Origin of the sequence: Nocardia jiangxiensis NBRC 101359 (genome assembly GCF_000308615.1) — a bacterium.
Classification (GTDB): Bacteria; Actinomycetota; Actinomycetes; order Mycobacteriales; family Mycobacteriaceae; genus Nocardia; species Nocardia jiangxiensis.
The window spans coordinates 24,765-47,485 of the sequence record NZ_BAGB01000068.1 but is presented as its reverse complement, the minus strand read 5'-3'; the positions used below and the strand labels follow the sequence as shown (position 1 = coordinate 47,485).

At 68.2% G+C, this 22,721-nt stretch carries 23 protein-coding genes; 7 read left to right on the top strand and 16 right to left on the bottom strand.

Annotated elements, in window-relative coordinates; all coding sequences use genetic code 11:
* Window positions 1-227 precede the first annotated feature (227 nt).
* The 7 genes from ON40_RS29500 to ON40_RS29470 all read right to left on the bottom strand — a co-directional run bounded on the left by ON40_RS29500 (window position 228) and on the right by ON40_RS29470 (window position 5,878).
* Window positions 228-1,070, bottom strand: coding sequence for an ABC transporter permease (locus tag ON40_RS29500; RefSeq protein ID WP_040828149.1), 843 nt, complete (start codon window positions 1,068-1,070; stop codon window positions 228-230).
* A complete protein-coding gene (locus ON40_RS29495) occupies window positions 1,067-2,077 on the bottom strand; it encodes a daunorubicin resistance protein DrrA family ABC transporter ATP-binding protein (RefSeq protein ID WP_040828148.1) in 1,011 nt (336 codons plus the stop codon). The genes ON40_RS29500 and ON40_RS29495 overlap by 4 nt, the downstream gene beginning before the upstream one ends.
* 99 nt (window positions 2,078-2,176) lie before the next feature.
* Complete coding sequence (gene menE / locus ON40_RS29490) at window positions 2,177-3,367, bottom strand: o-succinylbenzoate--CoA ligase (protein ID WP_051193720.1); 1,191 nt, start codon at window positions 3,365-3,367, stop codon at window positions 2,177-2,179.
* A gap of 65 nt (window positions 3,368-3,432) precedes the next feature.
* The gene (locus ON40_RS29485) at window positions 3,433-3,861 is read right to left on the bottom strand and encodes a DUF3349 domain-containing protein (protein WP_373281992.1); all 429 of its coding nucleotides are present in this window, start codon (window positions 3,859-3,861) and stop codon (window positions 3,433-3,435) included.
* Between the two features lie 18 nt (window positions 3,862-3,879).
* Complete coding sequence (locus tag ON40_RS29480; protein ID WP_040828147.1) at window positions 3,880-4,173, bottom strand: hypothetical protein; 294 nt, start codon at window positions 4,171-4,173, stop codon at window positions 3,880-3,882.
* Entirely contained in the window at window positions 4,173-5,378 is a 1,206-nt protein-coding gene (locus tag ON40_RS29475; RefSeq protein ID WP_040828146.1) for an inorganic phosphate transporter, read from the bottom strand. The genes ON40_RS29480 and ON40_RS29475 overlap by 1 nt, the downstream gene beginning before the upstream one ends.
* 104 nt (window positions 5,379-5,482) lie before the next feature.
* Window positions 5,483-5,878 carry a VOC family protein gene (locus ON40_RS29470; protein ID WP_040828145.1) on the bottom strand — a complete coding sequence of 132 codons (396 nt, stop codon included), beginning with the start codon at window positions 5,876-5,878 and terminating at the stop codon, window positions 5,483-5,485.
* 72 nt (window positions 5,879-5,950) lie between these two features.
* Here ON40_RS29470 and ON40_RS29465 point away from each other — a divergent pair, with 72 nt between their 5' ends.
* The 4 genes from ON40_RS29465 to menD all read left to right on the top strand — a co-directional run bounded on the left by ON40_RS29465 (window position 5,951) and on the right by menD (window position 9,902).
* Complete coding sequence (locus tag ON40_RS29465; RefSeq protein WP_051193719.1) at window positions 5,951-6,892, top strand: 1,4-dihydroxy-2-naphthoyl-CoA synthase; 942 nt, start codon at window positions 5,951-5,953, stop codon at window positions 6,890-6,892.
* A gap of 84 nt (window positions 6,893-6,976) precedes the next feature.
* A complete protein-coding gene (locus tag ON40_RS29460) occupies window positions 6,977-7,633 on the top strand; it encodes a PaaI family thioesterase (protein ID WP_040828144.1) in 657 nt (218 codons plus the stop codon).
* Between the two features lie 87 nt (window positions 7,634-7,720).
* Window positions 7,721-8,167, top strand: a complete 447-nt coding sequence (locus ON40_RS29455) for a DUF6918 family protein (protein WP_040828143.1) — start codon at window positions 7,721-7,723, stop codon at window positions 8,165-8,167.
* A 109-nt stretch (window positions 8,168-8,276) separates the two neighbouring features.
* A complete protein-coding gene (gene menD, locus ON40_RS29450) occupies window positions 8,277-9,902 on the top strand; it encodes a 2-succinyl-5-enolpyruvyl-6-hydroxy-3-cyclohexene-1-carboxylic-acid synthase (protein ID WP_040828141.1) in 1,626 nt (541 codons plus the stop codon).
* A gap of 9 nt (window positions 9,903-9,911) precedes the next feature.
* On the opposite strand, the gene ON40_RS29445 is transcribed toward menD, so the two are convergent.
* A complete protein-coding gene (locus tag ON40_RS29445; protein ID WP_040828140.1) occupies window positions 9,912-10,124 on the bottom strand; it encodes an Rv3202a family protein in 213 nt (70 codons plus the stop codon).
* Between the two features lie 223 nt (window positions 10,125-10,347).
* Between ON40_RS29445 and ON40_RS29440 the strand changes: the two genes are divergently transcribed.
* Entirely contained in the window at window positions 10,348-10,929 is a 582-nt protein-coding gene (locus ON40_RS29440; RefSeq protein WP_040828139.1) for a TIGR03086 family metal-binding protein, read from the top strand.
* A 43-nt stretch (window positions 10,930-10,972) separates the two neighbouring features.
* On the opposite strand, the gene ON40_RS29435 is transcribed toward ON40_RS29440, so the two are convergent.
* Entirely contained in the window at window positions 10,973-11,584 is a 612-nt protein-coding gene (locus ON40_RS29435) for a TetR/AcrR family transcriptional regulator (RefSeq protein ID WP_040828138.1), read from the bottom strand.
* A gap of 83 nt (window positions 11,585-11,667) precedes the next feature.
* Here ON40_RS29435 and ON40_RS29430 point away from each other — a divergent pair, with 83 nt between their 5' ends.
* The gene (locus ON40_RS29430; protein WP_040828137.1) at window positions 11,668-12,702 is read left to right on the top strand and encodes an aldo/keto reductase; all 1,035 of its coding nucleotides are present in this window, start codon (window positions 11,668-11,670) and stop codon (window positions 12,700-12,702) included.
* Between the two features lie 95 nt (window positions 12,703-12,797).
* Here the strand turns inward: ON40_RS29430 and ON40_RS29425 are convergent, their stop codons facing one another.
* From ON40_RS29425 to ON40_RS29410, 4 genes are all read right to left on the bottom strand, one after another.
* Window positions 12,798-17,018, bottom strand: coding sequence for a bifunctional nitrate reductase/sulfite reductase flavoprotein subunit alpha (locus ON40_RS29425; protein WP_040828136.1), 4,221 nt, complete (start codon window positions 17,016-17,018; stop codon window positions 12,798-12,800).
* Between the two features lie 189 nt (window positions 17,019-17,207).
* The gene (locus tag ON40_RS29420) at window positions 17,208-17,912 is read right to left on the bottom strand and encodes a demethylmenaquinone methyltransferase (RefSeq protein WP_040828135.1); all 705 of its coding nucleotides are present in this window, start codon (window positions 17,910-17,912) and stop codon (window positions 17,208-17,210) included.
* Window positions 17,913-17,968: 56 nt separating this feature from the next.
* On the bottom strand, window positions 17,969-19,111 hold the full coding sequence (locus ON40_RS29415) for a glycosyltransferase family 4 protein (RefSeq protein WP_040828134.1): 1,143 nt from the start codon (window positions 19,109-19,111) through the stop codon (window positions 17,969-17,971).
* A 113-nt stretch (window positions 19,112-19,224) separates the two neighbouring features.
* Window positions 19,225-19,701, bottom strand: a complete 477-nt coding sequence (locus ON40_RS29410) for a DUF3592 domain-containing protein (RefSeq protein ID WP_051193718.1) — start codon at window positions 19,699-19,701, stop codon at window positions 19,225-19,227.
* A gap of 40 nt (window positions 19,702-19,741) precedes the next feature.
* On the opposite strand from ON40_RS29410, the gene ON40_RS29405 reads away from it, so the two are divergent.
* Window positions 19,742-20,248: a DUF2505 domain-containing protein gene (locus ON40_RS29405; protein ID WP_040828133.1), complete on the top strand. Its 507-nt coding sequence runs from the start codon at window positions 19,742-19,744 to the stop codon at window positions 20,246-20,248.
* Window positions 20,249-20,313: 65 nt separating this feature from the next.
* Here ON40_RS29405 and ON40_RS29400 read toward each other — a convergent pair whose 3' ends face one another.
* The 3 genes from ON40_RS29400 to ON40_RS29390 are packed head-to-tail and all read right to left on the bottom strand — an operon-like array spanning window position 20,314 to window position 22,539.
* Window positions 20,314-20,763 carry a VOC family protein gene (locus ON40_RS29400; RefSeq protein ID WP_040828132.1) on the bottom strand — a complete coding sequence of 150 codons (450 nt, stop codon included), beginning with the start codon at window positions 20,761-20,763 and terminating at the stop codon, window positions 20,314-20,316.
* Between the two features lie 53 nt (window positions 20,764-20,816).
* Window positions 20,817-21,242, bottom strand: a complete 426-nt coding sequence (locus tag ON40_RS29395) for a helix-turn-helix transcriptional regulator (RefSeq protein ID WP_040828131.1) — start codon at window positions 21,240-21,242, stop codon at window positions 20,817-20,819.
* Window positions 21,243-21,264: 22 nt separating this feature from the next.
* Window positions 21,265-22,539, bottom strand: coding sequence for a geranylgeranyl reductase family protein (locus ON40_RS29390; protein WP_040828130.1), 1,275 nt, complete (start codon window positions 22,537-22,539; stop codon window positions 21,265-21,267).
* Window positions 22,540-22,721 lie beyond the last annotated feature (182 nt).

The window sequence follows — 22,721 nt, the reverse complement described above, 5'->3', positions numbered from 1 at the left end:
AAATGTAACGCCAGCGCCGAAGCGTCTCTGTCCGCTGGAAGTCGCCCGCGAAGCGAAAGGCTCAACAAGGCCAACTCCTAGGTTTTCGGCGCGGGCTCGTCGCTGCGCCCTCGAAGCGCATGGCCGAAGGCCGAGTCTCGAGGGCGCAGCGACGAGCCTTACAGCGCCGAAAACCCGCCGGAGCGAAGCGGAGGCCAAAAACACAGCAGCGAAGCGGAGGCCAAAACTCAAGCCTTGCGCATGTAGGCGCGGATGGCCAGCGGCGCGAAGACCGCGATGACGATCACCGAGCCGATCAGGCACCAGGCGATATTGCTGGAGTAGACGTTGCCGTTCATCAGGTCGCGGCACGAATTGACCATGTAGTACACGGGATTGGCCTTGTTGATCGCCTGCAGCCAGCCCGGCATGGTCTTGACCAGAGCGAAGGCGCCGGACATGAACGTCAGCGGGAACATGATCATCATCGAGATGCCCTGCACCGCGGCCGCGCTCTTACCGGTGACGCCGACCAGCGCCCAGATCCAGCTGACCGCGAACGAGCAGAACACCACGATCAGGCCCGCGACCAGCACACCGGCGAAACCGCCGCCGGGACGGTAGCCCAGGATCAGGCCGACCACGACGGTCAGGATGGTCGCGATGCCGTAGCGGACCATATCGGCCAGCAGGGCGCCGGCCAGTGCCGAAACTCGGGCGATCGGAAGGGATTTGAAGCGGTCGAAGACGCCCTTGTCCATATCCTCGCGCAACTGCGTGCCGGTGACGACCGAGGTCAGCACGACGGTCTGCACCAGGATGCCGGGAATGAGCACGGGCAGGTACGCCTGCACGCTGCCGCCGATCGCGCCGCCGAAGATGTAGGCGAACAGTGCGGTGAACAGCACCGGCTGGATCGTCACGTCGAACAGCTGCTCGGGGTTGTGCTTGATCTTCAGCAGGCCGCGGTAGGCCATGGTGAGCGAATTCGCCATGGTCTGCCGCAGGCCGATGTGGTTGCTGACCTCGGGTATCGCGGCCCGGACCGCCTGTTTGCCGCCGCTGGCGGGGGCGGTGATGGTGGTGGTCATGCGGCACTCTCTTCGGTGTCGGTGGTGTCGGATTCGGCGCCGTGCCCGGTCAGTGCGAAGAACACCTCGTCCAGGCTCGGCTTGCTCACGGTGATCTCGTCGACCCGGATATCGTTGTCCCGCAAGCGGATCAGTAGATCCGCGGTGACGCTCGGATCGTTCAGCGGCGCGGTGACGCGGCCCGCCTCGGGGGTGATGCTGGCTTCGACGAGCTTGCCGTCGGCATGCGAGAGGAATTCGCCGATCAGGGTGCGGGCCCGCTCGATTCGCGTCGGATCGGCCACGGTGATCTGCAGGGACGAGGTGCCCACCGAACTTTTGAGCTCGTCGGAGGTGCCGTCGGCGATGACCTTGCCGTGGTCGATGACCGCGATCCGGTCGGCCAGCTGATCGGCCTCGTCCAGGTACTGGGTGGTCAGCAGCACGGTCGCGCCCTCGCGGACCAGCCGCCGGATGGTCTCCCACATCTGCGCGCGGGTGCGCGGATCCAGGCCGGTGGTGGGCTCGTCCAGGAACAGCAGCGGCGGGGTCGAGATCAGGCTCGCGGCCAGATCCAGACGGCGGCGCATACCGCCGGAGAAGTTCTCCAGCGGCTTGCTCGCGGCCTCGGTCAGCCCGAACTCCTCGAGCAGATCGGCCGAGCGACGTCGCGCCTCGGACCGGCTCAGCCCCAGCAGCCGGGAGAAGATGATCACGTTCTCTGTGGCGCTGAGCTTCTCGTCCACCGAGGCGTACTGCCCGGTGACTCCGATCAGCGAGCGGACCGCGGTCGGCTCGGCGACCACGTCGTGGCCGAAGATCCGGGCGCTGCCCCCGTCCGGGCGCAGCAGGGTGGCGAGCATGCGGATGGTGGTGGTCTTACCGGCCCCGTTGGGGCCGAGCACGCCGTACACGGCGCCCTGCGGCACCGCCAGGCTCACGCCGTCGACGGCGCGCTGCTCCCCGAAGACCTTGACCAGCCCGTCCGCCTCGATGGCGAGTGCATCAGCAGGTGCGTTGGATGTCATGCCCTTACTGTGCGGGCCGGTTCTTGCACACCGCTTGCGTCCACATTGCGGGTGCGTGCAAGGGCCGGCAACACCAGCAACGTGGTCGGGGCTCGGGCCTTAGGGGGCCCCGACCCCGCCGGAGCGGAGCGGAGGCCGAATTTCACCGCTGAGCAGGCGTTCGCGCAGGGCTGCGCGGTTCGGTTTGCCCGGTCCGCGCATCGGGATCTCCTCCACCAGGGCCAGCTCGCGCGGCGCGGCGGTGGTGTCGAGTTCGGCGATCACGAAATCGCGGATCTCCTCGAGCGTCGGCGTCGCACCCGGCGTCGGAACCACCACCACGGCCACGCGCTGACCCAGGCGTTCGTCGGGCAGGCCCAGGACCACGCACTCCGCGATGGCCGGATGGTGGGCCAGTACGGCCTCCACGACCTGCGGGATAACCAGCAGGCCGCCGGTGGTGATGGCCTCGTCCAGACGTCCGGTGATGGTGAGTACGCCGTCGGTGAACGTGCCGGCGTCGTCGGTGCGGAACCAGCCCGGTTCGGCGAAGGCCGGATGATCCGGGATACCGCGATAGCCCTTGGCGAGCATCGCGCCGCCCAGCAGCACGCGCCCGTCCTGGATGCGGACCTGCATTCCGGTCAGCGGCACGCCGTCGTAGACGCAGCCGCCGCAGGTCTCGCTCGAGCCGTAGGTGCGCACGACTGTGATTCCGGCGGCCTGGGCGCGGTCGAGCACCGGCCGCGGGGTCGCCGCGCCACCGACCAGGATCGCGTCCAGGGTGGCCAGCGCCGCCGCGCACTCCGGATCGTCCAGGGCCTTGATCAGCTGGGTCGGGACCAGGGAGGTGTAGCGGCGTTCGCCCGTCATCCCGGCGATCGCGCTGGCCAGACCGCCGGGCAGGAATCCGTCCGAGACGTCCAGGACGGCGGGTTCGGTTCCGGCCTGGATGGCGCGCATCAGCACCTGCAGTCCGGCGATGTGATGGGTGGGCAGCGCCAGCAGCCACTGGCCCGGTCCGCCCAGACGTTCGTGGGTGGCCTCGCCGCTGGCGCGCAGTGCGGCCGCGGTGAGCATGGCGCCCTTGGGCACGCCGGTGGTGCCGGAGGTGGTGACCACCAGGGCCACGTCGTCATCGATCGATTCGCCCGGACCGAGGGCGCTGGACAGCCGGGTCGTCTCCCGCCGGTCGCCGCCCGGCACGGGCAGCCATGCCGGACCGCTGCCCGCCAGGGCGTCGCGTAGATGCGGCAGGACATCACCCACCGCGGCTCCGGTAGGCATGGGGAGGGTCCGCAGAGTGCTCACGTTCGCGATGGTGTCATGTCGGGGCCGACGACCCGGTTACGGGTCCCCGCCTCCCTTCGGTTAACTCAGGGGTCGAGGGGTCTTTCGGACGTCGGTGTCGCCAGTGGCCAGCCACCGGCCTCGAGCCGGGAGGTCACTCGTGCGATATCGTCCTCGCCCGGCAGCTCTTTGGCAACTCGGCCGATCGTGTCCTCGATTTCGTGCCGGGCGATCTCGTCGTCGCTGTCGCGCTCGCGAACCAGCTCGTCCGCGACGAGGTGGACCTCGTAGTCGGTGAGCCGCCGGTGCAGCACCGCGAGCAGCGCGACGTAGTCCGACCGCGGGACGCCCTGTGGATAACCGGCGCGCAGCCAGCCCAGGACCTTCTGCAGCATCGACTGCGCCGCCTCGGGGCTCTGCGACTGCGCTGATTCGCCCGACTGCGCTGATTCCCGCGAATGGTCCGGGGCATGCGACTGCTCCGGTTCACGCGAGGGTTCCGGTCCGCTGGTCACGGAACGTCCTTTCCGTGGTCATTCCTGCCCGAACAGATGGATGCCGAGACGGGAAGCGAGAAAAGCCTTGGCGACGAACAACACTCCGGCGATCACCACCGCCAGGACGATGGCGTAACACAGCACGGCCACCGCGGCCGCGGCTCGTCGGCGTGACAGCGGAGCGACGTCGGTCGTTCCGGTTACGCCCACGCGGGCGAGGGACTGGAATCGGATGCCCACCGCGAAGATCGCGGGCAGCCCGGCGCCGAATATCAGCGCGGCCAGGGTGACCCGCCACAACTCCCGCAGATCGGTCAGCAGAGCATGCATCAGGCCCTCCCGGCCGAGGAGGATCGTGTCGCCGCCGGAGCGTCGGGCGGGTCGGGGTGGTCGGCCGGGCTGCGCCAGTGGTCGTTGACGTTGCGCGCGTGTATCGGGTCCCGGCGCGAGCGCAGATACATGTAACCCCACAGCACCACCAGTAGTGCGAAGACAACCACCACGCCGGGCAGACCGCCGATGCCGTGTGCCAGCGCCCAGCAGATCGCACCCGCGACTCCCGCCAGCGGCAGGGTGAACAGCCAGGCCGCCACCATCCGGCCCAGGACGTTCCAGCGGACCTCGGCTTCCGGACGGCCCAGTCCGGTGCCCAGGATCGCGCCGGTGACGGTCTGCGTCGTCGAGAGCGGCAGGCCGAAATGCGCGGAGGTGAGAATGATTGCCGCACTGGTCGATTCCGCGGCCAGACCCTGTGGCGGGCTGATGTCGACCAGACCTTTGCCCAGGGTGCGGATGATCCGCCAGCCGCCCAGTGTGGTTCCGGCCGCGATGGCCGCGGCGCAGGCCACGATCACCCACAGCGGCAGGGAGTCCGACGGCGTGCGGGAGCCGTAGGCGATCAGGGCCAGGAAGATGATGCCCATCGTCTTCTGCGCGTCGTTGGTGCCGTGCGCGAGCGAAACCAGTGAGGCCGAACCGATCTGGCCCCAGCGGAATCCGCGGTTCACCACTCCGGTGTCGCTGCCGCGGGTGATCCGGTACACCAGCCAGGTGCCGATCGTGGCGATCAGCGCGGCCACCACCGGCGAGAGCACCGCGGGGACCACGATCATGGTCAGCACGCCCTGGTTGCCGGCGCTCCAGATCACTCCGTGCCAGCCCAGCGCGGCGATGGTGGCGCCGATGAGGCCACCGAACAGGGCGTGCGACGAACTCGACGGCAGTCCGAACAGCCAGGTCAGCAGGTTCCACAGGATGCCGCCGACGAGTCCGGCGAAGACGATTGCGAGTAGATCGCTGCCGCTGACCTCGTCCAACCGGACGATCCCTTCGGCCACGGTCGCGGCGACCGCCACACTCAGGAACGCGCCGACCAGATTCAGGCTGCCCGACAGGATGACGGCCGCGTGCGGTCTGAGCGCTCCGGTGGCGATGGAGGTGGCCATCGCGTTCGCGGTGTCGTGAAAACCATTGGTGAAATCGAAAACCAGGGCGGTGACGATGACGATGAGCAGAACGATCAGTTCGGCGGACACGCTCTCAGTGTGCAATATGGGGGGTAAAACCGACCAGTGGGTTCTGCTGGATCGAGATTATTCGTAGATGTTGTGCGCTTCGTATGCTGAAAATTTGCTGTGCTTCAGTCTCTGTGCGGTCGGGTGTCTCGGCGCAGCGGATGGTCCCCGGGTACCTGCACCAGCGCGATCGGCACGTCGTCCGGGTCGCGCAACCACATCTCGATCAATCCCCACGGCTCCCGCACCGGCCCCCGATCGAGTGCGATACCCCGCGCGACCAGGGCGGCCGCTGTCTCGTCCGCATCGCGCACCTGCAACCACAGCGCCCCGGCGAAGCCGGTCCGGGCGTCCGCGGCCCGCGCATGCCCGGCCACCTCGATCAACGACTGCCCCGCGAAGAACACCGTCCCGCCCGGATACTCCCGCGCAATCGCCAGCTCCAGCCCGTCCCGATAGAACTCCACCGTTCGCTCGTAATCCACCGGCCGCAGAATGACTCGACTGCTCAGTATGTCCACCCCTCGAGCGTAAGGGCGGCCTCCCCGGCGCGACGCGCATTTCGTCCGCACGCCACCGGGATACCGCGAGGCATGTCGGCGGGTGCGGTCCGCAGCGCGGCGGCGCGGGGGCAAGATGGCGATGTGTTCAATGCGAAGCTGTGGAAGCCCGTGGACGGGTTCGAGGATCTGACCGACATCACGTATCACCGGCACATCGAGCAGGGCACCGTGCGGGTGGCGTTCGATCGGCCCGAGGTGCGCAACGCATTTCGGCCGCATACCGTGGACGAGTTGTACCGGGCGCTGGATCACGCGCGGATGACCTCGGACGTGGGCGCGGTGCTGCTGACCGGGAACGGGCCGAGTCCCAAGGACGGCGGGTGGGCGTTCTGCTCGGGTGGCGATCAGCGGATCCGCGGACGCAGCGGATATCAGTACGCGTCGGGGGAGACCGCGGAGACGGTCGACAAGGCGCGCGCGGGACGGTTGCACATTCTGGAGGTGCAGCGGCTGATCCGGTTCATGCCGAAGGTGGTCATCGCGCTGGTCAACGGCTGGGCCGCGGGTGGCGGGCACAGCCTGCACGTGGTGTGCGACCTGACTCTGGCCAGCCGGGAGCACGCCCGGTTCAAGCAGACCGACGCGGATGTGGGCAGTTTCGACGCCGGGTACGGCAGCGCGTATCTGGCGAAGATGGTGGGACAGAAGTTCGCGCGGGAGATCTTCTTCCTGGGTCGTCCGTACACCGCGGAGGAGATGCACCACATGGGTGCGGTCAACGCGGTGGTCGATCATGATCGGCTCGAGGACGAGGCGTTGGAGTGGACCGCGCAGATCCTGGGCAAGTCCCCGCAGGCGCAGCGGATGCTGAAGTACGCGTTCAACCTCACCGACGACGGTCTGGTCGGTCAGCAGCTGTTCGCCGGTGAGGCCACCCGCCTCGGGTACACGACCGACGAGGCCGTCGAGGGCCGCGACGCCTTCCTGGAGAAGCGCGCTCCCGACTGGTCCCCGTACCCCTGGTACTTCTGAAATCCCAGTTCAACGCCCTGTCTGAAATATCACCTACCGGCCAGTTCGATTGGACGGTGTAAGAAGGCGAGTTACCGTGCAGATATGAGTGAACGCACCGAGCCGGTGATCGACCGCAGTGCGATCGATCCGGATCGTTACGCCGAGCACGGCGGATTTCCCAAGGTCGCCGAGGCCGAGCCGGGCCCGAACTTCGCGCCGTTCGTGGACGCCTTGCGTACGCTGCAGGACCTCGCGGTCTCGGTGGACTGCCCGGACGAGGTGTTCGGCGAGGCCCTCGAGCGTGTGCGCCGACTCAACGATCTGCTCGAGCCGTATCGCGCGCCGGAAACGGTCGGCCCGGCCGGACGGGTCAGCACCTTGCCGGGGCGGGGAAGTCTGCTCATGCCGCCGTGGCAGATCGTCGAGGCGGGGCCGACCGGCGTGTCGATGCGCGGCGAATTCCGTCGCTATCACCTCGGCGGCAACAGCGCCGTGCACGGCGGCGTCCTGCCGCTGCTGTTCGACGATCTGTTCGGTTCGCTCGTGCACTACGCCGGACGTCCGATCAGCCGCACGGCGTTTCTGCACGTCGACTACCGCAAGATCACGCCGCTGCACACGCCGCTGAAGGTCGAGGGAACGATCGATCGGGTCGAGGGACGCAAGAGTTTCGTCAGCGCGCGGCTGCGCGACGAATCCGATAATCTGCTGGCCGAATGTGACGGGCTGATGGTGCAATTGCTGCCCTGGCAGCCGTAGTTGGTTGTAGGACAGTGTGCCTGGAACGTCCGGTGCGTATAGTTGCGTGCGCTCGCTCATCGAAAATCAATCCGGAGGAACCTGAAAGTGGTTGCAGCACTGTCTGAATCCCTGCTCGACGACGCCAAGCGCACGGCCTTCCTGGCCGACGCCAAAGAGGTGCTGGACGCAGAGGTGTCGGATAAGGGTGGCGCGTCGGGCCTCGCCGTCAAGGGTGGATACGCCGCGGTGAAGAAGGTCAGCCCGACGATCGTCTCGGATGCGCTGGAATCGTTCGCACCCAAGTTCGTCGAGAAGCTCGAGCCGTACTGGGCCGAATTCCAGGGCAACGGCGGCGGCAGCTTTGCCGATCTGCTCGTCGCCAAGCAGGACGAGGTCGCCGAGGCGCTGCTGTCGGTGACCGACGCACGGGCCGACAGCTCCTCGCGTCCGGCACTGCAGAAGGTCTACTCCTCGCTGCGGTCCTCGGCCAAGAAGAATGTCGCCGAGGCGCTTCCGCGCGTCGGTGACCTGGTGCAGCGTCACGCTGGCTGATCGGTGCACAGCCTTCGGCGTCGCTTCACGCGGCCCGAAGGCTCCTCCCTGGCCGGGTGTGAGCGGGTCAACGCACCACGACAGGGAACAGTCTGACAGGCTGGGGGATGTGAATCCTTCGACAGCGCAGGCCCAGGTCGTCGTCGACGAATTGGCGCGCGGTGGCGTGCGGGACGTCGTGTTGTGTCCCGGCTCGCGCAATGCGCCCCTGGCTTTCGCGCTCGAGGCCGCCGATGCGGCCGGTCGGCTGCGGCTGCACATGCGCGTCGACGAACGTACGGCCGGATTCCTGGCGATCGGCTTGGCCGTGGCCAGTGGCAGTCCGGTGCCGGTGGTGATGACCTCGGGAACCGCGGTGGCCAATCTGGGCCCGGCGGTGTTGGAGGCGAACTACGCGCGACAGCCGCTGATCGTGCTCAGCGCCAATCGGCCCTACGAGATGCTGGGCAGCGGAGCCAACCAGACCGTCGAGCAGTTCGGTCTGTTCGGGTCACAGGTGCGGCTGTCGAACAGCCTCGGGCTGGCCGAACAGGAGGACGGCTACCGGCGGCAGAACAGCGTCTGGCGCGCGGCCGTGTGCCGAGTTCTGGCCGCGGCGCGCGGTACCCGTTCGGGCAATGCGGGACCGGTGCAGCTCGATATTCCACTGCGGGAGCCGCTGGTTCCCGATCTCGCGCCGGGGGAGCTCGTTCCCACCGGGCGTCCCGACGGATCCCCGTGGACCGCAACGCAATACGCGACACTCGACGTTCCACTGGAACTCGATCTGACCCCGGACACCGTGGTCATCTCCGGCCACGGCGCGGGTCTGCGGCCCGAACTGGCCGATCTGCCGACCGTGGCCGAACCGACCGCGCCGCGGCATGGTCCGGCCCTGCATCCGCTGGCGCTGCCGCTGCTGCGGCCGCGTCAGGCGATCATCACCGGGCGGCCGACCCTGCACCGGCAGGTGTCCCGGGTGCTCGCCGATCCGGAGGTCGCGGTGTTCGCGTTGACCACCGGTCCGCGCTGGCCCGACGTGTCGGGCAATGTGATCGGCACCGGAACTCGCGCGGTCACCCGCGGCGCACCCGATCCGAAATGGCTGGAGCACTGCCGCACCCTCAATGCCAAGGCCGTCGGTGTCGTGCGCGACGAGCTGGCCCGGCATCCCAAGCCGACCGGCCTGCACGTGGCCGCGGTCGTGATGGACGCCCTGCAGGAGGGTGATCAGCTGCTGCTGGGCGCGTCGAATCCGGTGCGGGACGCGGCGCTGGTCTCGCATCCGCGGCCCGGGATCACGGTGATGTCCAATCGCGGCGTCGCGGGTATCGACGGCACGGTGTCGACCGCGGTCGGCGCGGCGCTGAGCCACCCCGGTCGCACCATCGCCCTGATCGGCGATCTGACCTTTCTGCACGATGCGTCGGGCCTGCTCATCGGCCCCGGTGAACCCCGCCCGGAAGATCTGACCATCGTGGTCGCCAACGACGACGGCGGCGGCATCTTCGAACTGCTGGAACAGGGCGATCCGCAGTATGCCGGGGTCTTCGAGCGGGTGTTCGGCACGCCGCACGGGATGGATCTGGCGGCCATGTGCGCGGCCTACCGCGTCCCGCACCGCCAGGTCGATCCGGCCGAACTCGCGGTGGAGCTGACCCGGCACGCGCACGGTATGCGGGTGCTCGAGGTAGCGACCGAACGCTCCAGCCTGCGCGAGCTGCACTCCACCGTGCGGGCCGGGATCGGCGCGTAGCGGCGCGAATCAGTACTCGTCGGCCGGATTCTCGGCGTAGTCGTCGTCGAGCGGGACCTCGAGGTACTGCTCGATGACGTCGGCCTCGGCGGCCTCGCGATCGGTGGCGGCGGTGGGGAACTCGGGTTCGAGTTCGCTGTCGTCGAGATAGGCCGGGGCGGACTGTTCTGCGCGATCGGCCTCCGGAACCGTGTCGATGGCTGCGATGGTGTGCTCGGTCATCGGGTCCTCCTGTCCGTAGTGGGCCGATTGCCGGTTACTGCGGCACTGTCGAGAATCCTCCGTTCACGCGCGCCTGGCAAGCTGCGCTTGTCATTGCCGACGAGGGTGTTTCGGGGCCTTGTCGCACGCATATCCGCACGTGCGGCGATGAATTCGGCGTGCGTGGTTCGTCTACACCTCGAAGGACCCGGTCGCGTCCGGGCCACAGCCGGCGAGGAGAGCCATGAGCACGACGATGTTCGATCTGGAGAATGCCGCGACGCTGCTGGAAGGAGTGGTGGCCGGGATCGCCGATGATCGGCTCGCCGGGCCCACGCCCACCGCCATGACGGTTCGCGACATGGTGCAGCATGTGCTCGGCTTCACCGAGGGGTTCCGGCGCGGGGCCACCAAGGAGGGCATCGGCGCATCGCTGCCGCCCTCGGCCGCCGCACCGCAGTCCCTGCCGCAGGATTGGCGCGCACAGGTTCCGGCGCAGTGCAAGGCCCTGGTCGAGGCGTGGCGCGAACCCGCCGCCTGGGAGGGGGAGACCGAGGTCGGCGGTGCGACCGGACCGGCCCCGCAGATGGCCTGCTTCGCACTGGACGAGTTGATCGTGCACGGCTGGGATCTGGCCCGCGCCACCGGACAGCCCTTCGCGCCCACCGAGCAGGACCTGGTGATCCTGCTGGAGATGCTCGCCGACACCCCGCCGGAGGGCATCCCCGGCCTGTTCGGCCCCCGAGTCCCGGTCGCCCCGGACGCCACACTGCTGGACCGCGTGATCGGCCTGACCGGTCGCGATCCGGTGTGGCAGGCCGACTGATCCCGCGCTGCCGCTCGATCGAGGGGTAGCGGCGGCGAGGGACTCAGCGGGTGAACAATCCGGCGCGGGCGGCGAGTGCGGCGGCTTCGGCGGCCGTGGTCGCGGCGTCGTCGCCGATGGGGTCGCCGGTGTTCAGCAGTCGGTAGTACAGCGGTGCCGATACCGCGGAAAGAACTGCGCGAGGGTCGGTTTCGGGTGGGAGTTCGCCGCGCGCCACTGCCGCGTCGATGCAGGGCGACCATTCGGCGAGGCGGGCGTCGTAGAAGTGGCGCAGTGCTGCGGCGGTGGCGGGGTCGCAGGTCGCGGCGGCGACGAGGGAGGCGAAGACCCTGCCCTGGCGGGGGTCGTTGAGGGTGTGCGCGACCAGGCGGGCGTTGGCGAGTAGATCGCCGCGCAGGGATCCGGTGTCGGCGTGCGGGAGTGAGGTCTCGGCCATCTCGGTCAGCAGATCGGCGACCAGGCCGGCGGGGGTGCGCCAGCGTCGGTAGACGGTGGTTTTGCCCACTCCCGCGCGGGTCGCGACCTCGGCCGGGTCCAGGTGGGCGAAACCGCGCTCGGCCAGCAGGTCACCGGCTGCTCGCAGGACCGATTCGCGGACGCGGGCGGTGCGGCCGCCCGGACGTACCGAGCCCGGGGTGGCCGTGTCCTGATTCATAACGGTCCTCCAGTTCCGTTAGCAACCGAATGAGTGTAGCGTTCGAATTGTTAATGAAACTGGAGTCCCGTTAGGAGTGGGTCATGGAGTATCGCCGGTTGGGCGCGTCCGGGTTGACGGTTCCCGCGCTGAGTTTCGGTGCGGGCACCTTCGGCGGGCGCGGTGAACTGTTCGGCGCGTGGGGCGATACCGATGCCCGGCAGGCACGCCGGATGGTCGACGTCGCGCTGGACGCGGGCGTCACCATGTTCGACACCGCGGACGTGTACTCCGAAGGCGCGTCGGAACAGGTGCTGGGCGAGGCGATTCGGGGTCGGCGGGATCGGGTGTTGCTGTCCACCAAGGCATCTCTGCCTACCGGTCCCGGACCGCACGAGGCCGGTTCGGGCCGCGCCCGGCTGATCGGCGCGGTGGAGGGCGCACTGCGACGCCTGGGCACCGACTACCTCGACCTGTTCCAGCTGCACGCTTTCGACGCGGGCACCCCGGTCGAGGAAGTGCTTGCCGCACTGGACGATCTGGTGCACAGCGGCAAGATCCGGTACGTCGGCGCATCCAACTTCGCCGGATGGCAGTTGATGAAATCCCTTGCGGCCGCGGATCGGCACGGCCACGTCCGCTATGTCGCGCACCAGGTGTACTACTCGCTGGTCGGCCGCGACTACGAGTGGGAACTGATGCCGCTCGGGCTGGATCAGGGCGTCGGCGCGGTCGTCTGGAGCCCGCTGGGCTGGGGACGGCTGACCGGGAAAATCCGTCGCGGACAACCGCTTCCGGATGGCAGCCGACTGCACAAGACCGCCGAAGCCGGTCCGCCCGTGCCGGACGAACTGCTGTACGACGTGGTCGACGTCCTGGACGAGCTGGCTGCCGAGACCGGCCGGACGGTTCCGCAGATCGCGTTGAACTGGCTGTTGTCCCGGCCCACGGTCTCGACCGTGATCATCGGCGCACGCACCGAGGAGCAACTGCGCCAGAATCTGGGCGCGGTGGGCTGGCAACTCGACGCCGACCAGATCGCCCGCCTGGACAAGGTCAGCATGCGCACCCCGCCGTATCCGTACTACCCCTACTACCGGCTACCGGACTTCGCGCGCCTGAACCCGCCCGCCGTGTGATGCCGTGCAGTCGTAGGGGGTCGCGCCGATCGACATGCACTGGTCGGCGCGCAGTGCCCGAAATCGCCCATACCCGCGTGCGATTCGCGAGCCGGTCAGTAGATGTCGCGGACGTAGCGCTTCTCGGTGGTGAGCTGCTTCTTGAATGCGGCGGCGGCCTCGGGAGTGAGATTGCCGTGGATCTGCGCGATGGTGAGCAGCGTCTGGTCGACGTCGCGGGCCATGCGGCTGGCGTCGCCGCAGACGTAGATGTGCGCACCGGACCGGAGCCAGGACCAGAGTTCCGCGCCGTGCTCGAGCATGCGGTGCTGGACGTAGATCCGTTCCCGCTGGTCGCGGGAGAAGGCCAGGTCGAGGCGGGTGAGGAAGCCGTCGCGGAACATGTCCTCGAGTTCGGTGCGGTAGTAGAAGTTGTCCGCGGCGTGCTGGTCGCCGAACAGCAGCCAGTTGCGGCCGCGGCAGCCCAGCGCGCGGCGTTCGTGCAGGAAGCCGCGGAAGGGAGCGATACCGGTGCCGGGCCCGATCATGATCATCGGGGCATTCGGATCCAGCGGCGGGCGGAAATGCGGTGCGCGCTGCAGGAATATCGGAATCTGCGCATCCGCGCCCCGGTCGGCCAGGAAGGTCGAGCAGACCCCGCCGCGCTGTGCGGCCGGATCGCCGTAGCGCACCACGCCGACGGTCAACTGCACCTCGTGCGGATCGACCAGCGGACTCGAGGAGATCGAATACTGCCGCGGCTGCAGCTTTTTCAGGATGCCGAGCCAGTCCACCGGATCGGCGCGGACCTTGAAATCGCGCAGGACGTCCACGGCCTGTCGATCCCACAGGTAGCCGTCGAGTTCGGTGCGGTTGTCGCGGCGCAGGAGTTTGGCCAGTTGCGGGCTCGGATTGTGTGTCGCGACGAAATTCAGCAGGTCGTTGCTGACCCGGGTGATGTCGTAATGGGTGCGTAGCGCCTGCTCCAGCGAGACTTCGCGTTCGTCGATCTCGGTGGCGTGCCGCGGGTCCAGTCCGGTCGCGTCGAGCCATTGCGCGACCAATGTCTCGTCGTTGGTGGGCCAGACGCCGAGGGAGTCCCCGACCTCGTAGGTGGCATCGCGGTCGCGCAGGTCGAATCCGAACTGCCGCACCTCTTTCGACGAACCGGGGCGGGAGAGCAACTCGTTGCGGACCAGCGGGGCGGGAGTGGGGGCGTTGCGGGTGAACGCCGGTGCGGCCGGGCTCGCCTTCGGCGCGGACGACGGAACCGGCTCGGTACGAGCGGAACTCAGCACCGCGACACCGGAGGGCGAGCCGAGTTCCGCCCCGCCCGATCCCGCTGGGCCAGGTCGCATTCCGCCCGGTCCCGAATCGCCGGGTGCCCCTGTGGCCGAACCCGAGCCCGACTCTCCGGTACCCAGCACCCCGAGCACGTCCTCGAGCCACTTCGCCGAAAGCTCGCCGTGATCGGGTTCGCTGTCCACCCGCGTAAGCAACCTGGTGGCACCGCATTTCGCGAACAACTCGTCGAGTTTGCGTCCGTGACCGCAGAAGTCGTCGTAGGAGGAGTCGCCGATCGCGAAGACGGCGTACCGCAGATCGTTCAGGCGAGCCGTGCTGCCGGACAGCAGATCCCAGAACTCCGTGCCATTGTCCGGCGGCCCGCCGTCACCGAACGTGCTGGTGATCACCAGCACGTCACCGTGCAGATCGGTTACCGCACAGGAGTTCATCTCCAGAAGTCGCGGCGCACAGTCGGACTCGGACAATCGCTGGGCGACCTCGGCGGCGAATTCTTCGGCGGTGCCGGTCTGCGAAGCCCACAGGACGGTGACCACGCGCGGTTCCGCGGCGGCCCCGGCCGGTTCCGCCTCGCGGACCGGCCCGCCCGCCGCCCGCGAGTACATCCCCGCCAGCAATCCGTCGATCCACAGACGACTGCTGCGCGCCAGTGGCGCGGATTCGGGCAGGACCGGTTGCCCCTGCACCGGAAGGGATTCCAGCGCCGCCAGATATCCGCCCAGATAGATCCGCTCGGTATCGCTGAGCATCGGCGCGGCGGCGGTATCCAATCCGAGCATGCGGGCCAGGGGATGTCCGCCTTCCGATGCCACGGGAACAGCGACCGGCGGTTGGGCCGGTGCGGCGGGCTCGGCCGCGATGCGACGCAAGGACACCGCGCACGCCTTGAACTCCGGCTGCAGCGACGCGTCGTCCACCGCGTCATTGGTGACCGCATTCACCGTCAGGTATTCCCCCTGCTCGTCGTTCCAGTGGAAGGGCGCGAAGCAGTTACCGGGCCGCACCCGGTCACTGATCTGCACCGGCAGCACGGCACGCCCACGGCGAGAGGTGATTTCGAGTTGATCCTCCGGCCGCACGCCCAATCGTCCGGCGTCCTCGGGATGCACCTCGACGAAGGGTTTGCCGTTCAGCTTGGTCAGCTTGGCGACCTTGCCGGTCTTGGTCATGGTGTGCCACTGATGCGGCAGCCGCCCGGTGTTGAGAACGAAAGGGTAATCGTCGTCGGGCATTTCGCGGGGTTCCATATGCGGCCGCGGCCAGAACACCGCGCGTCGGCTCGGCGTCGCGAAGGCCAGCTCCGGAGTGTTCCCCGATTCGTCGGTGAACAGATGCTGGCTCACCCCGTCGTTGCGATAGCGAATCGGGTTGCGGCGCCGCGCCGGATCCGGACACGGCCACTGCAGCGGACCGGCTCGCAGCTCCTCGTATTCGATTCCGCGCAGATCGTATCCGGTGGCCGGATTGGCGAATTGCCGAATCTCCTCGAAAACCTCCGCACTGGAACCGAATTCGAACCCCTCGAATCCCATCGCCGTGGCGACCTGCGCGATCAGCAGCCAATCCGGACGGGCATCGCCGATCGGATCGATCGAGCGCTGCAACAGGCTGACATTGCGTTCGGAATTCACCATCACCCCGTCGGTCTCGGCCCACAGCGTGGCGGGCAGCAGCACATCGGCGTAGGCGTTGGTGGCGGTCTCGGTGTAGACGTCCTGCGTGACAACCAGCTCGGCCGCCTCCAGCCCGGAGATGACGGTCTTGCGATTCGCCACCGACGCAACGGGATTACTGCAGATGATCCAGCACGCTCGGATCTTCCCGTCGGCCAGTTCCCGGAACATCTCGATGGTGCCCGGCCCCGATTCGGTCCGGATCGTCCCAGGCCCGAGACCCCAGGCGGTTTCGACGAACGTGCGATCGGCCTCGGACAGCACACTGCGCTGACCGGGCAGTCCCGGGCCCATGTAGCCCATTTCCCGGCCGCCCATGGCATTCGGTTGCCCGGTCAGCGAGAACGGGCCACTGCCGGTGCGGCAGATCGTGCCGGTGGCCAGATGCAGATTGCACAGCGCGTTGGTGTTCCAGGTGCCGTGTGTGGACTGGTTCAGCCCCATCGTCCACAGCGACATCCATTCGCCCGCCTCGCCGATCCACCGTGCGGCAGTGCGGATGTCGTCCTGCGCCAGACCGGTGATCTCCGCCACGCGATCCGGCGGATAGTCGGCGAGGAATTCACCCATCGCCTCCCATCCCTCGGTGTGCGCGGCGATGAAATCGGCGTCGATATCACCGTTTTCGACCAGCAGATTCAGCAATCCGTTGAGCAGCGCCAGATCTGTGCCGGGCGTGATCTGCAGGAACAGGTCCGCGTTGCGGGCGGTTTCGGTGCGACGCGGATCGACCACGATCAGTTTGGCCCCGGCGCTCTTGCGCCGATCGGCCAGGCGCAGATACAGAATCGGATGGCAGTCGGCCATATTCGCGCCGATCACCAGGAACAGATCGGCATGATCGATATCGTCGTAGGATCCCGGCGGTCCGTCCGCGCCGAGCGACTGTTTGTATCCGGTGCCCGCGCTGGCCATGCACAGCCGTGAATTCGATTCGATGTGCACGGTGCGCAGATATCCCTTGGCCAGTTTGGTCGCCAGGTACTGCGCTTCCAGCGACATCTGCCCCGAGACGTACAGCGCGATCGCATCGGGGCCGTGCGTGTCCAGGATGTTCCGCAGCCGCCCGGCGACCTCGCGGACCGCATCGTCCACGGCGATCGGGGCGGGTTCGTGCCCGCGTTCCGCGCGCCGCAGGGCCGTGGTCATCCGGCCCGGCGCGCGCATCATCTCGGCGTGCGTGGCCCCCTTCGTGCACAGCCGTCCGGCGTTGACCGGATGCAGTTTGTTACCGCGCACGGCCGCGATGACCGGCGCACCGGACTCGTCCACCTTGGTCTCCACGGTGATCCCGCACCCCACGCCGCAGTACGAACACGTGGTGTCGACGTTCGCCGGGCCGGAGGGAGGAGGGGACATGACTCGATCATCGCCATCGGCGATTGCGCCGGATTTACCGAACGTTATCGGCGAGTGACAAAGGTCCGCACAGCCCGAAGTCGACCTTGTGAGGAGTGAGCGATATCACCGGAAAACCCGCCGGCGCAGCGGAAATTCCCGCCCGGGAGTGCTACTCCAGGACAGAACGCGGTCCGGACCACGCCGGTCCTAGCCGAGTCGGTAGCCGCGATGCAGCGCGACGATGCCGCCGGTGAGGTTGCGCCATTTGACCGAGGACCAGCCCGCGTCGGCCATCCGGAGTGCGAGTTGGCGCTGATTGGGCCAGGAGCGAATGGATTCGGCGAGGTAGACGTAGGCGTCCGGATTGCTGCTGACCGCGCGCGCCACCCTGGGCAGGGCCTTCATCAGGTATTCCATGTACACGGTGCGGAACGGGCCGAACACCGGCGTGGAGAACTCCGCGATCACCAGGCGTCCGCCCGGTTTGGTGACGCGCAGCATCTCGCGCATCGCCAGATCCGGATCCGAGAAGTTGCGCAGCCCGTAGGAAATGGTGACCGCGTCGAAGGATTCGTCGGCGAAGGGCAGCCGGGTGCCGTCCGCGGCGACCATCGGCACCTTGCGGAAGCGGCCCGCGTCCAACATCCCCCGGGAGAAATCCGCCGCGACGCACCACGCGCCGGACTTGCTGAACTCCAACGTGGACACCCCGGTCCCGGCCGCCAGATCCAGCACCCGTTCACCGGGCCGCAGCGCCAGCGCCTTACGGGTCGCCCAACGCCAATATCTGTCCTGGCCCGCGGAGATCACCGTGTTGGTCAGGTCGTACCGCTTCGCGACCCCATCGAACATCGACGCGACCTCGTGCGGTTCCTTGTCCAGCGAGGCACGGAACGACTCTGTTTTCGCCACGTCTGCAGACCCTAGCGTGGTCCGCGCGCAGCGTCGGAGGTGGTGTCGGGCTGCCGCTATGCGCTGCGGCTGATGTCCTGGGCCGTCGTGCCGAGCACATCCGCGTAATGCCCCATCAGCTCGGTACAGATGGCGGGCCAGGTGCGGTGCAGCACGGATTTGCGTGCGGCGGCGGCGAATCGGGCGCGGTGTCCCGGATCCTGCAGGGCTGCTACGGCACTGGGCAGCAGTTCGCTGAAACGGTCCACCGGGAGCAGATATCCGTTGCGGCAGTGCGCGATCAGATCGCGCGGGCCGCCCGCATCGGGGCCGACGACCGGCAGGCCACTGGCCAGCGCCTCCTGCACGCCCTGGCAGAACGTCTCGTGTTCGCCGGCGTGCACCATCACGTCCAGGCTCGCGTAGGCACGGCCCAATTCGTCGCCGCCCAGCTCACCGGTGAAGATCGCCGAGGGCATCAGTTCGGCCAGACGTTTGCGGTCGGGGCCGTCACCCACGATGACCAGCTGAATCTCCGGATCGCCGTCCAGCACCGCCAGGCGTTCCACATGCTTCTCCGGGGCCAGCCGACCCACGAAACCGACCACCAGCCGCTCGTCGGCCGACCACGCCTCGCGCAGCTCCGCCGAACGCGCCGATGGGGTGAATCGCGCGATGTCCACGCCGCGCGCCCACCGGTGCACGCGCGGAATTCCGTGCTGGACAAGATCTTCCGCGGCAGCCGAGGACGGGGCGAGAGTGCGGGCGGCGCGTTGGTGGATGCGCCGTGTCCACGCCCACGCCGCCCGCCGGGCCGGGCCGAGCCCATAGCTCTGTGCGAATCCGGCGACGTCGGTCTGGTACACCGCCACCGCGGGCAGATCCAGCCGCAGCGCCGCGGACATCCCACCGGCCCCGAGCAGGAACGGCGAGGCCAGATGCACGATATCGGCGTCGAACTCCTCGATCGCCGCGGTGATTCCGGGCTGCGGCAGCCCGACCGGCAGCGAACTGATCTTCGGCACCATCACCGCGGGCACCCGCACCACCGGGAACCGGCCGTAGGAGCGCGGCGCGGGCGCCTGGCCGCGCGGGGTGTCGGGGGCGATGATCAGCGCGTCGTGGCCGTGCCGTTCCAGATGCCCGAGCACCTGCAGCACGGAGTTGACGACGCCGTTCATATTCGGCAGGAACGACTCCGAAACGATCGCTACACGCACACTTCGAGTGTGCTCGAGCGGCGACGCGAAGCCGCCACGACCATGTGACGCGAATGCGAAGTTCCGGCGAACATCTGCGTTCGCCGCGCGGTGCCGGTGGACGCGGGGCCTGCTCAGGGCGCGCTGGCGACCTCGGGGACGGGGACCGGACCGCGCATCCGCAACCGCCGCACCAGCCACAACGCCGGTAGCGCGATCGCCCACACCACCACGATCACCGACAGCGCCGGCACGATCGCCACCCGCGCGTCGCGACCGGCGACCCGCACGAGTTCCGGATCGGCCCGGCTGTACTCGACGTTGATCCGTTCACCGGCGGTCAGTTTGGTCGGGTACAGCACGCCCAGGCGAGGATTGCGGGTGACGCCGTCGGGGGTGACGAACGTCACCGCGGAACGCAGTCGGCCCGCCGAGAGCACTTCGGCGCTGGCCACGCCCTTGTCCGAGGCGATCCGCAGGTCGTCGCGCCAGGCTGCCAGGACCAGTAGCACCGCAAGGGTGCTGATCGCCGTCGCGGCGATGAGCACACCGAGCCGAATCCGTCGCAGACGCCGCGTACGCCGATGTGCGGGCTGACTGTTCTCCGACACGACTTCAGGCTATTGCATTGCTCCGATAGCGTGTGCGCCCATGTCCCGAAAATTCAGCTTCACCGTGTCATACAGCGTCCCGGTCGAGGAGCTCCACCGGGCGATCACCAGTGACGAGTTGTGGCAGGCCCGTTTCGAGGGCGCGACCACGGCGACCCTGGACCTTTCCCACGACGACGGTCCCGGCACCATCCGCGTCCACATGACCGAAACCGTACGGCCGGACAAGATTCCGGCGCTCGTGCGCAAGGTGCTCAGGAACGATCTCGTCGTCGAGCGCACCGACAACTGGGGTCTGCTCGACGGCGACACCGCCCGGGGTGTGTTCACCGGAACGTCGCAGGGCATCACCACCAAGATGTCCGGCACCTACGAAATGCGGCCCGCGGCAACGGGTTCGGAGGTCGTGGTCGCGGGCAGCGTATCGGTGAAGGTGCCGCTGGTCGGCGGCGCGATCGAGCCGCTGGCCGAACAGTTGCAGCGCCGCGTCGTCGAAAGCGAAGGCAAGTTCATCGAGAAGTGGTTCGCCGACAAGGCCGGCGCCTGAGCTGAAAACCTTGCATGCGAGCCGATTCCGAACGCTCGCATGCAAGGAATCGCGCGGTGGATTTCCTACTGCGCCCCCGGTCCGAAGTCGCCCGGCCGGAATTCCCTGGGCTCCACCAGAACCAGCCAGTTGCCGGAGTTGTCGCGGATGATCGCCTCGACGCCGTACGGCCGATCCGACGGCGGCTGAACGAATTCCACGCCCTTGGCGGTCAGTTCCTCGTACGCCTTGTGGCAGTCGTCGGTGCGCAGGCCGAGCCCGCCGTTCGTGCCGTTGGCCAGTGCGCGCCGAATCGCCTCGGCCACATCCTCGGCCAGCGGGGGTCCGGGCAGCATCAGCGTGATCTCCAGTTCCCGATGATCGGGATGTGCGATGGAAACCCAGCGGAATCCGTTGTCCCCCATGGTGATATCGGTCATCTCCTCGAAGCCCAGCTTCTCGATGTACCAGTTCTTCGCGGCGGTCTGATCGGTCACGTGCACGGTGACCAGAGACACATTGGTGATGGTTGTCATGTCATCAGGCTATGGGGTCGAAGTGCGGATCGCTTCTCCGAAATTGCTGATTCTCAGGTGCGCTTCCGGTCCGACAGGCCGTGCATGAAGATGTAGCAGCCCGGGATGTGGGGTGCGCCCTCGATGGCGAATTTGGCCTGGTAGGCCGAGGGGGACATGCCGACCAGGTCGGTGAATTTGCGGCTGAACGAGCCCAGGCTGCTGTAGCCGACGAGCATGCACGCCTCGGTGACGGTGACGTTGGTCGCGCGCAGCAGGTCCTGGGCGCGTTCGATCCGGCGTTCGGCCAGGTAGAGGGCCGGGGTCCTGCCGTAGGTCGCGGCGAAACAGCGCAGGAAATGGTATTTCGAGACCCCGGCCGCGGCGGCCAGACCGTCCAGGTCCAGCGGTTCGGCATAGTGGCGATCGGCCAGGTCGCGTGCGCGGCGCAGGTGGGGGAGCAGGTCCTCGGGGACCGGTCGCGGCGGGGTGTCGGCCATGGGCGTTTGCTCGGCGTCGAGATCAGCTGAACGGCGTCAGGTCGTCGAAACGCATGGACGCGCGGCCCGCCGTGCGCCACAGCCACGCGGTGAGATCCGCGTCCTCCTCGGTGACCAGATTGCCCATCACCCGGACCGCGGTGTGCTGCAACAACTTCGAACGCATCATCGGCGGCCCGCCGGTCGGCACCATGCGCGGGTGGGTGGCCAGGGCCGCGATCCGGCGCGCGACCGAGAACGTGCGGCCGTAGCGGGCCCGCAGCAGATCCGGCCACAGCGTGGTCAGATCCGGTTCGTCGAGCAGTCCGGCCAGCAGATGTCCGCCCTCGAGGCCGTAATCGATGCCTTCGCCGTTGAGCGGATTGACGCATCCCGCCGCATCGCCCACCAGCGCCCAGTTGCGCCCGCTCACACCGGAGACCGCACCGCCCATCGGCAGCAGCGCCGAGGCGACCGCGCGCGCGTCACCGTCGAACTGCCATTCCTCCCGTCGCAGCGAAATATAGTGCTGCAGAAGCGGTTTCAACGCGATATGGGAGGGGCGGCGTTCGGTGGCCAGCGACCCGACGCCGATGTTCACCTCGCCGTTGCCCAGCGGGAACACCCAGCCGTAGCCGGGCACCAGGGTCTCCTCGGCGTCGCGCAACTCCAGATGCGAGGTGATCCACTCGTCGTCGCTGCGTGCGGAACGGATGTAGGCGCGCGCGGCCACGCCGTAGGCGAAACGACGATGCCAGGTGCGGCCGAGCAGCTTGCCGACCGGAGAGCGCACGCCGTCGGCGACGATCAATGTCCGGCAGGTGATGTCGTGCACGCCCGCGTCGGTGCGCACGCTGACGCCGGTGACCCGGTCGCCGTCGCGGGACACCGCGCTCACCCGCGCCCCGTCGACCATCCGTGCACCGCACTTGACGGCGGTTTCGCGCAGTTTGTCGTCGAGTTCGAGCCGGGGGACCGCACTTCCGTAGGTGGGGAACGACCCGCCCGGCCACGGCAGCAGCGCCTCGCGGCCGAATCCGCCCATCCGCAGACCGCGGTTCACCGTGTGCGCCCGCAGCCATTCGCCCAGCCCGAGATGTTCCATCTCCGCGGTGGCGCGCGGGGTCAGCCCGTCGCCGCAGGTCTTGTCACGCGGGAAGGCCGCGGCATCGGTGAGCAGCACGTTTCGCCCGGCGCGCGCGGCCCAGGCCGCCGCCGCCGAGCCCGCCGGTCCCGCGCCCACGACCAGCACGTCGGCATGTGCGGGCAGCGCATGCGGTTCGCGCTCGCTCCCGATGGTGGCATCCGGTGAACCCATGGGCCCCATCCTCGCAGGGCTGCAAGAACAGTGTCGACGGGGCCGTGTGGTGTCACGGGCCGGGCGCGCCGGGGCGACACGGTGCTGCGCCGGTGTCGGATTCGTCCCACAATGGCGATGTTGTGATGGTGTTCATGGGGACTCCGAACCCGACACGCTAGGTTGTGGGGCGTGGGGACGGA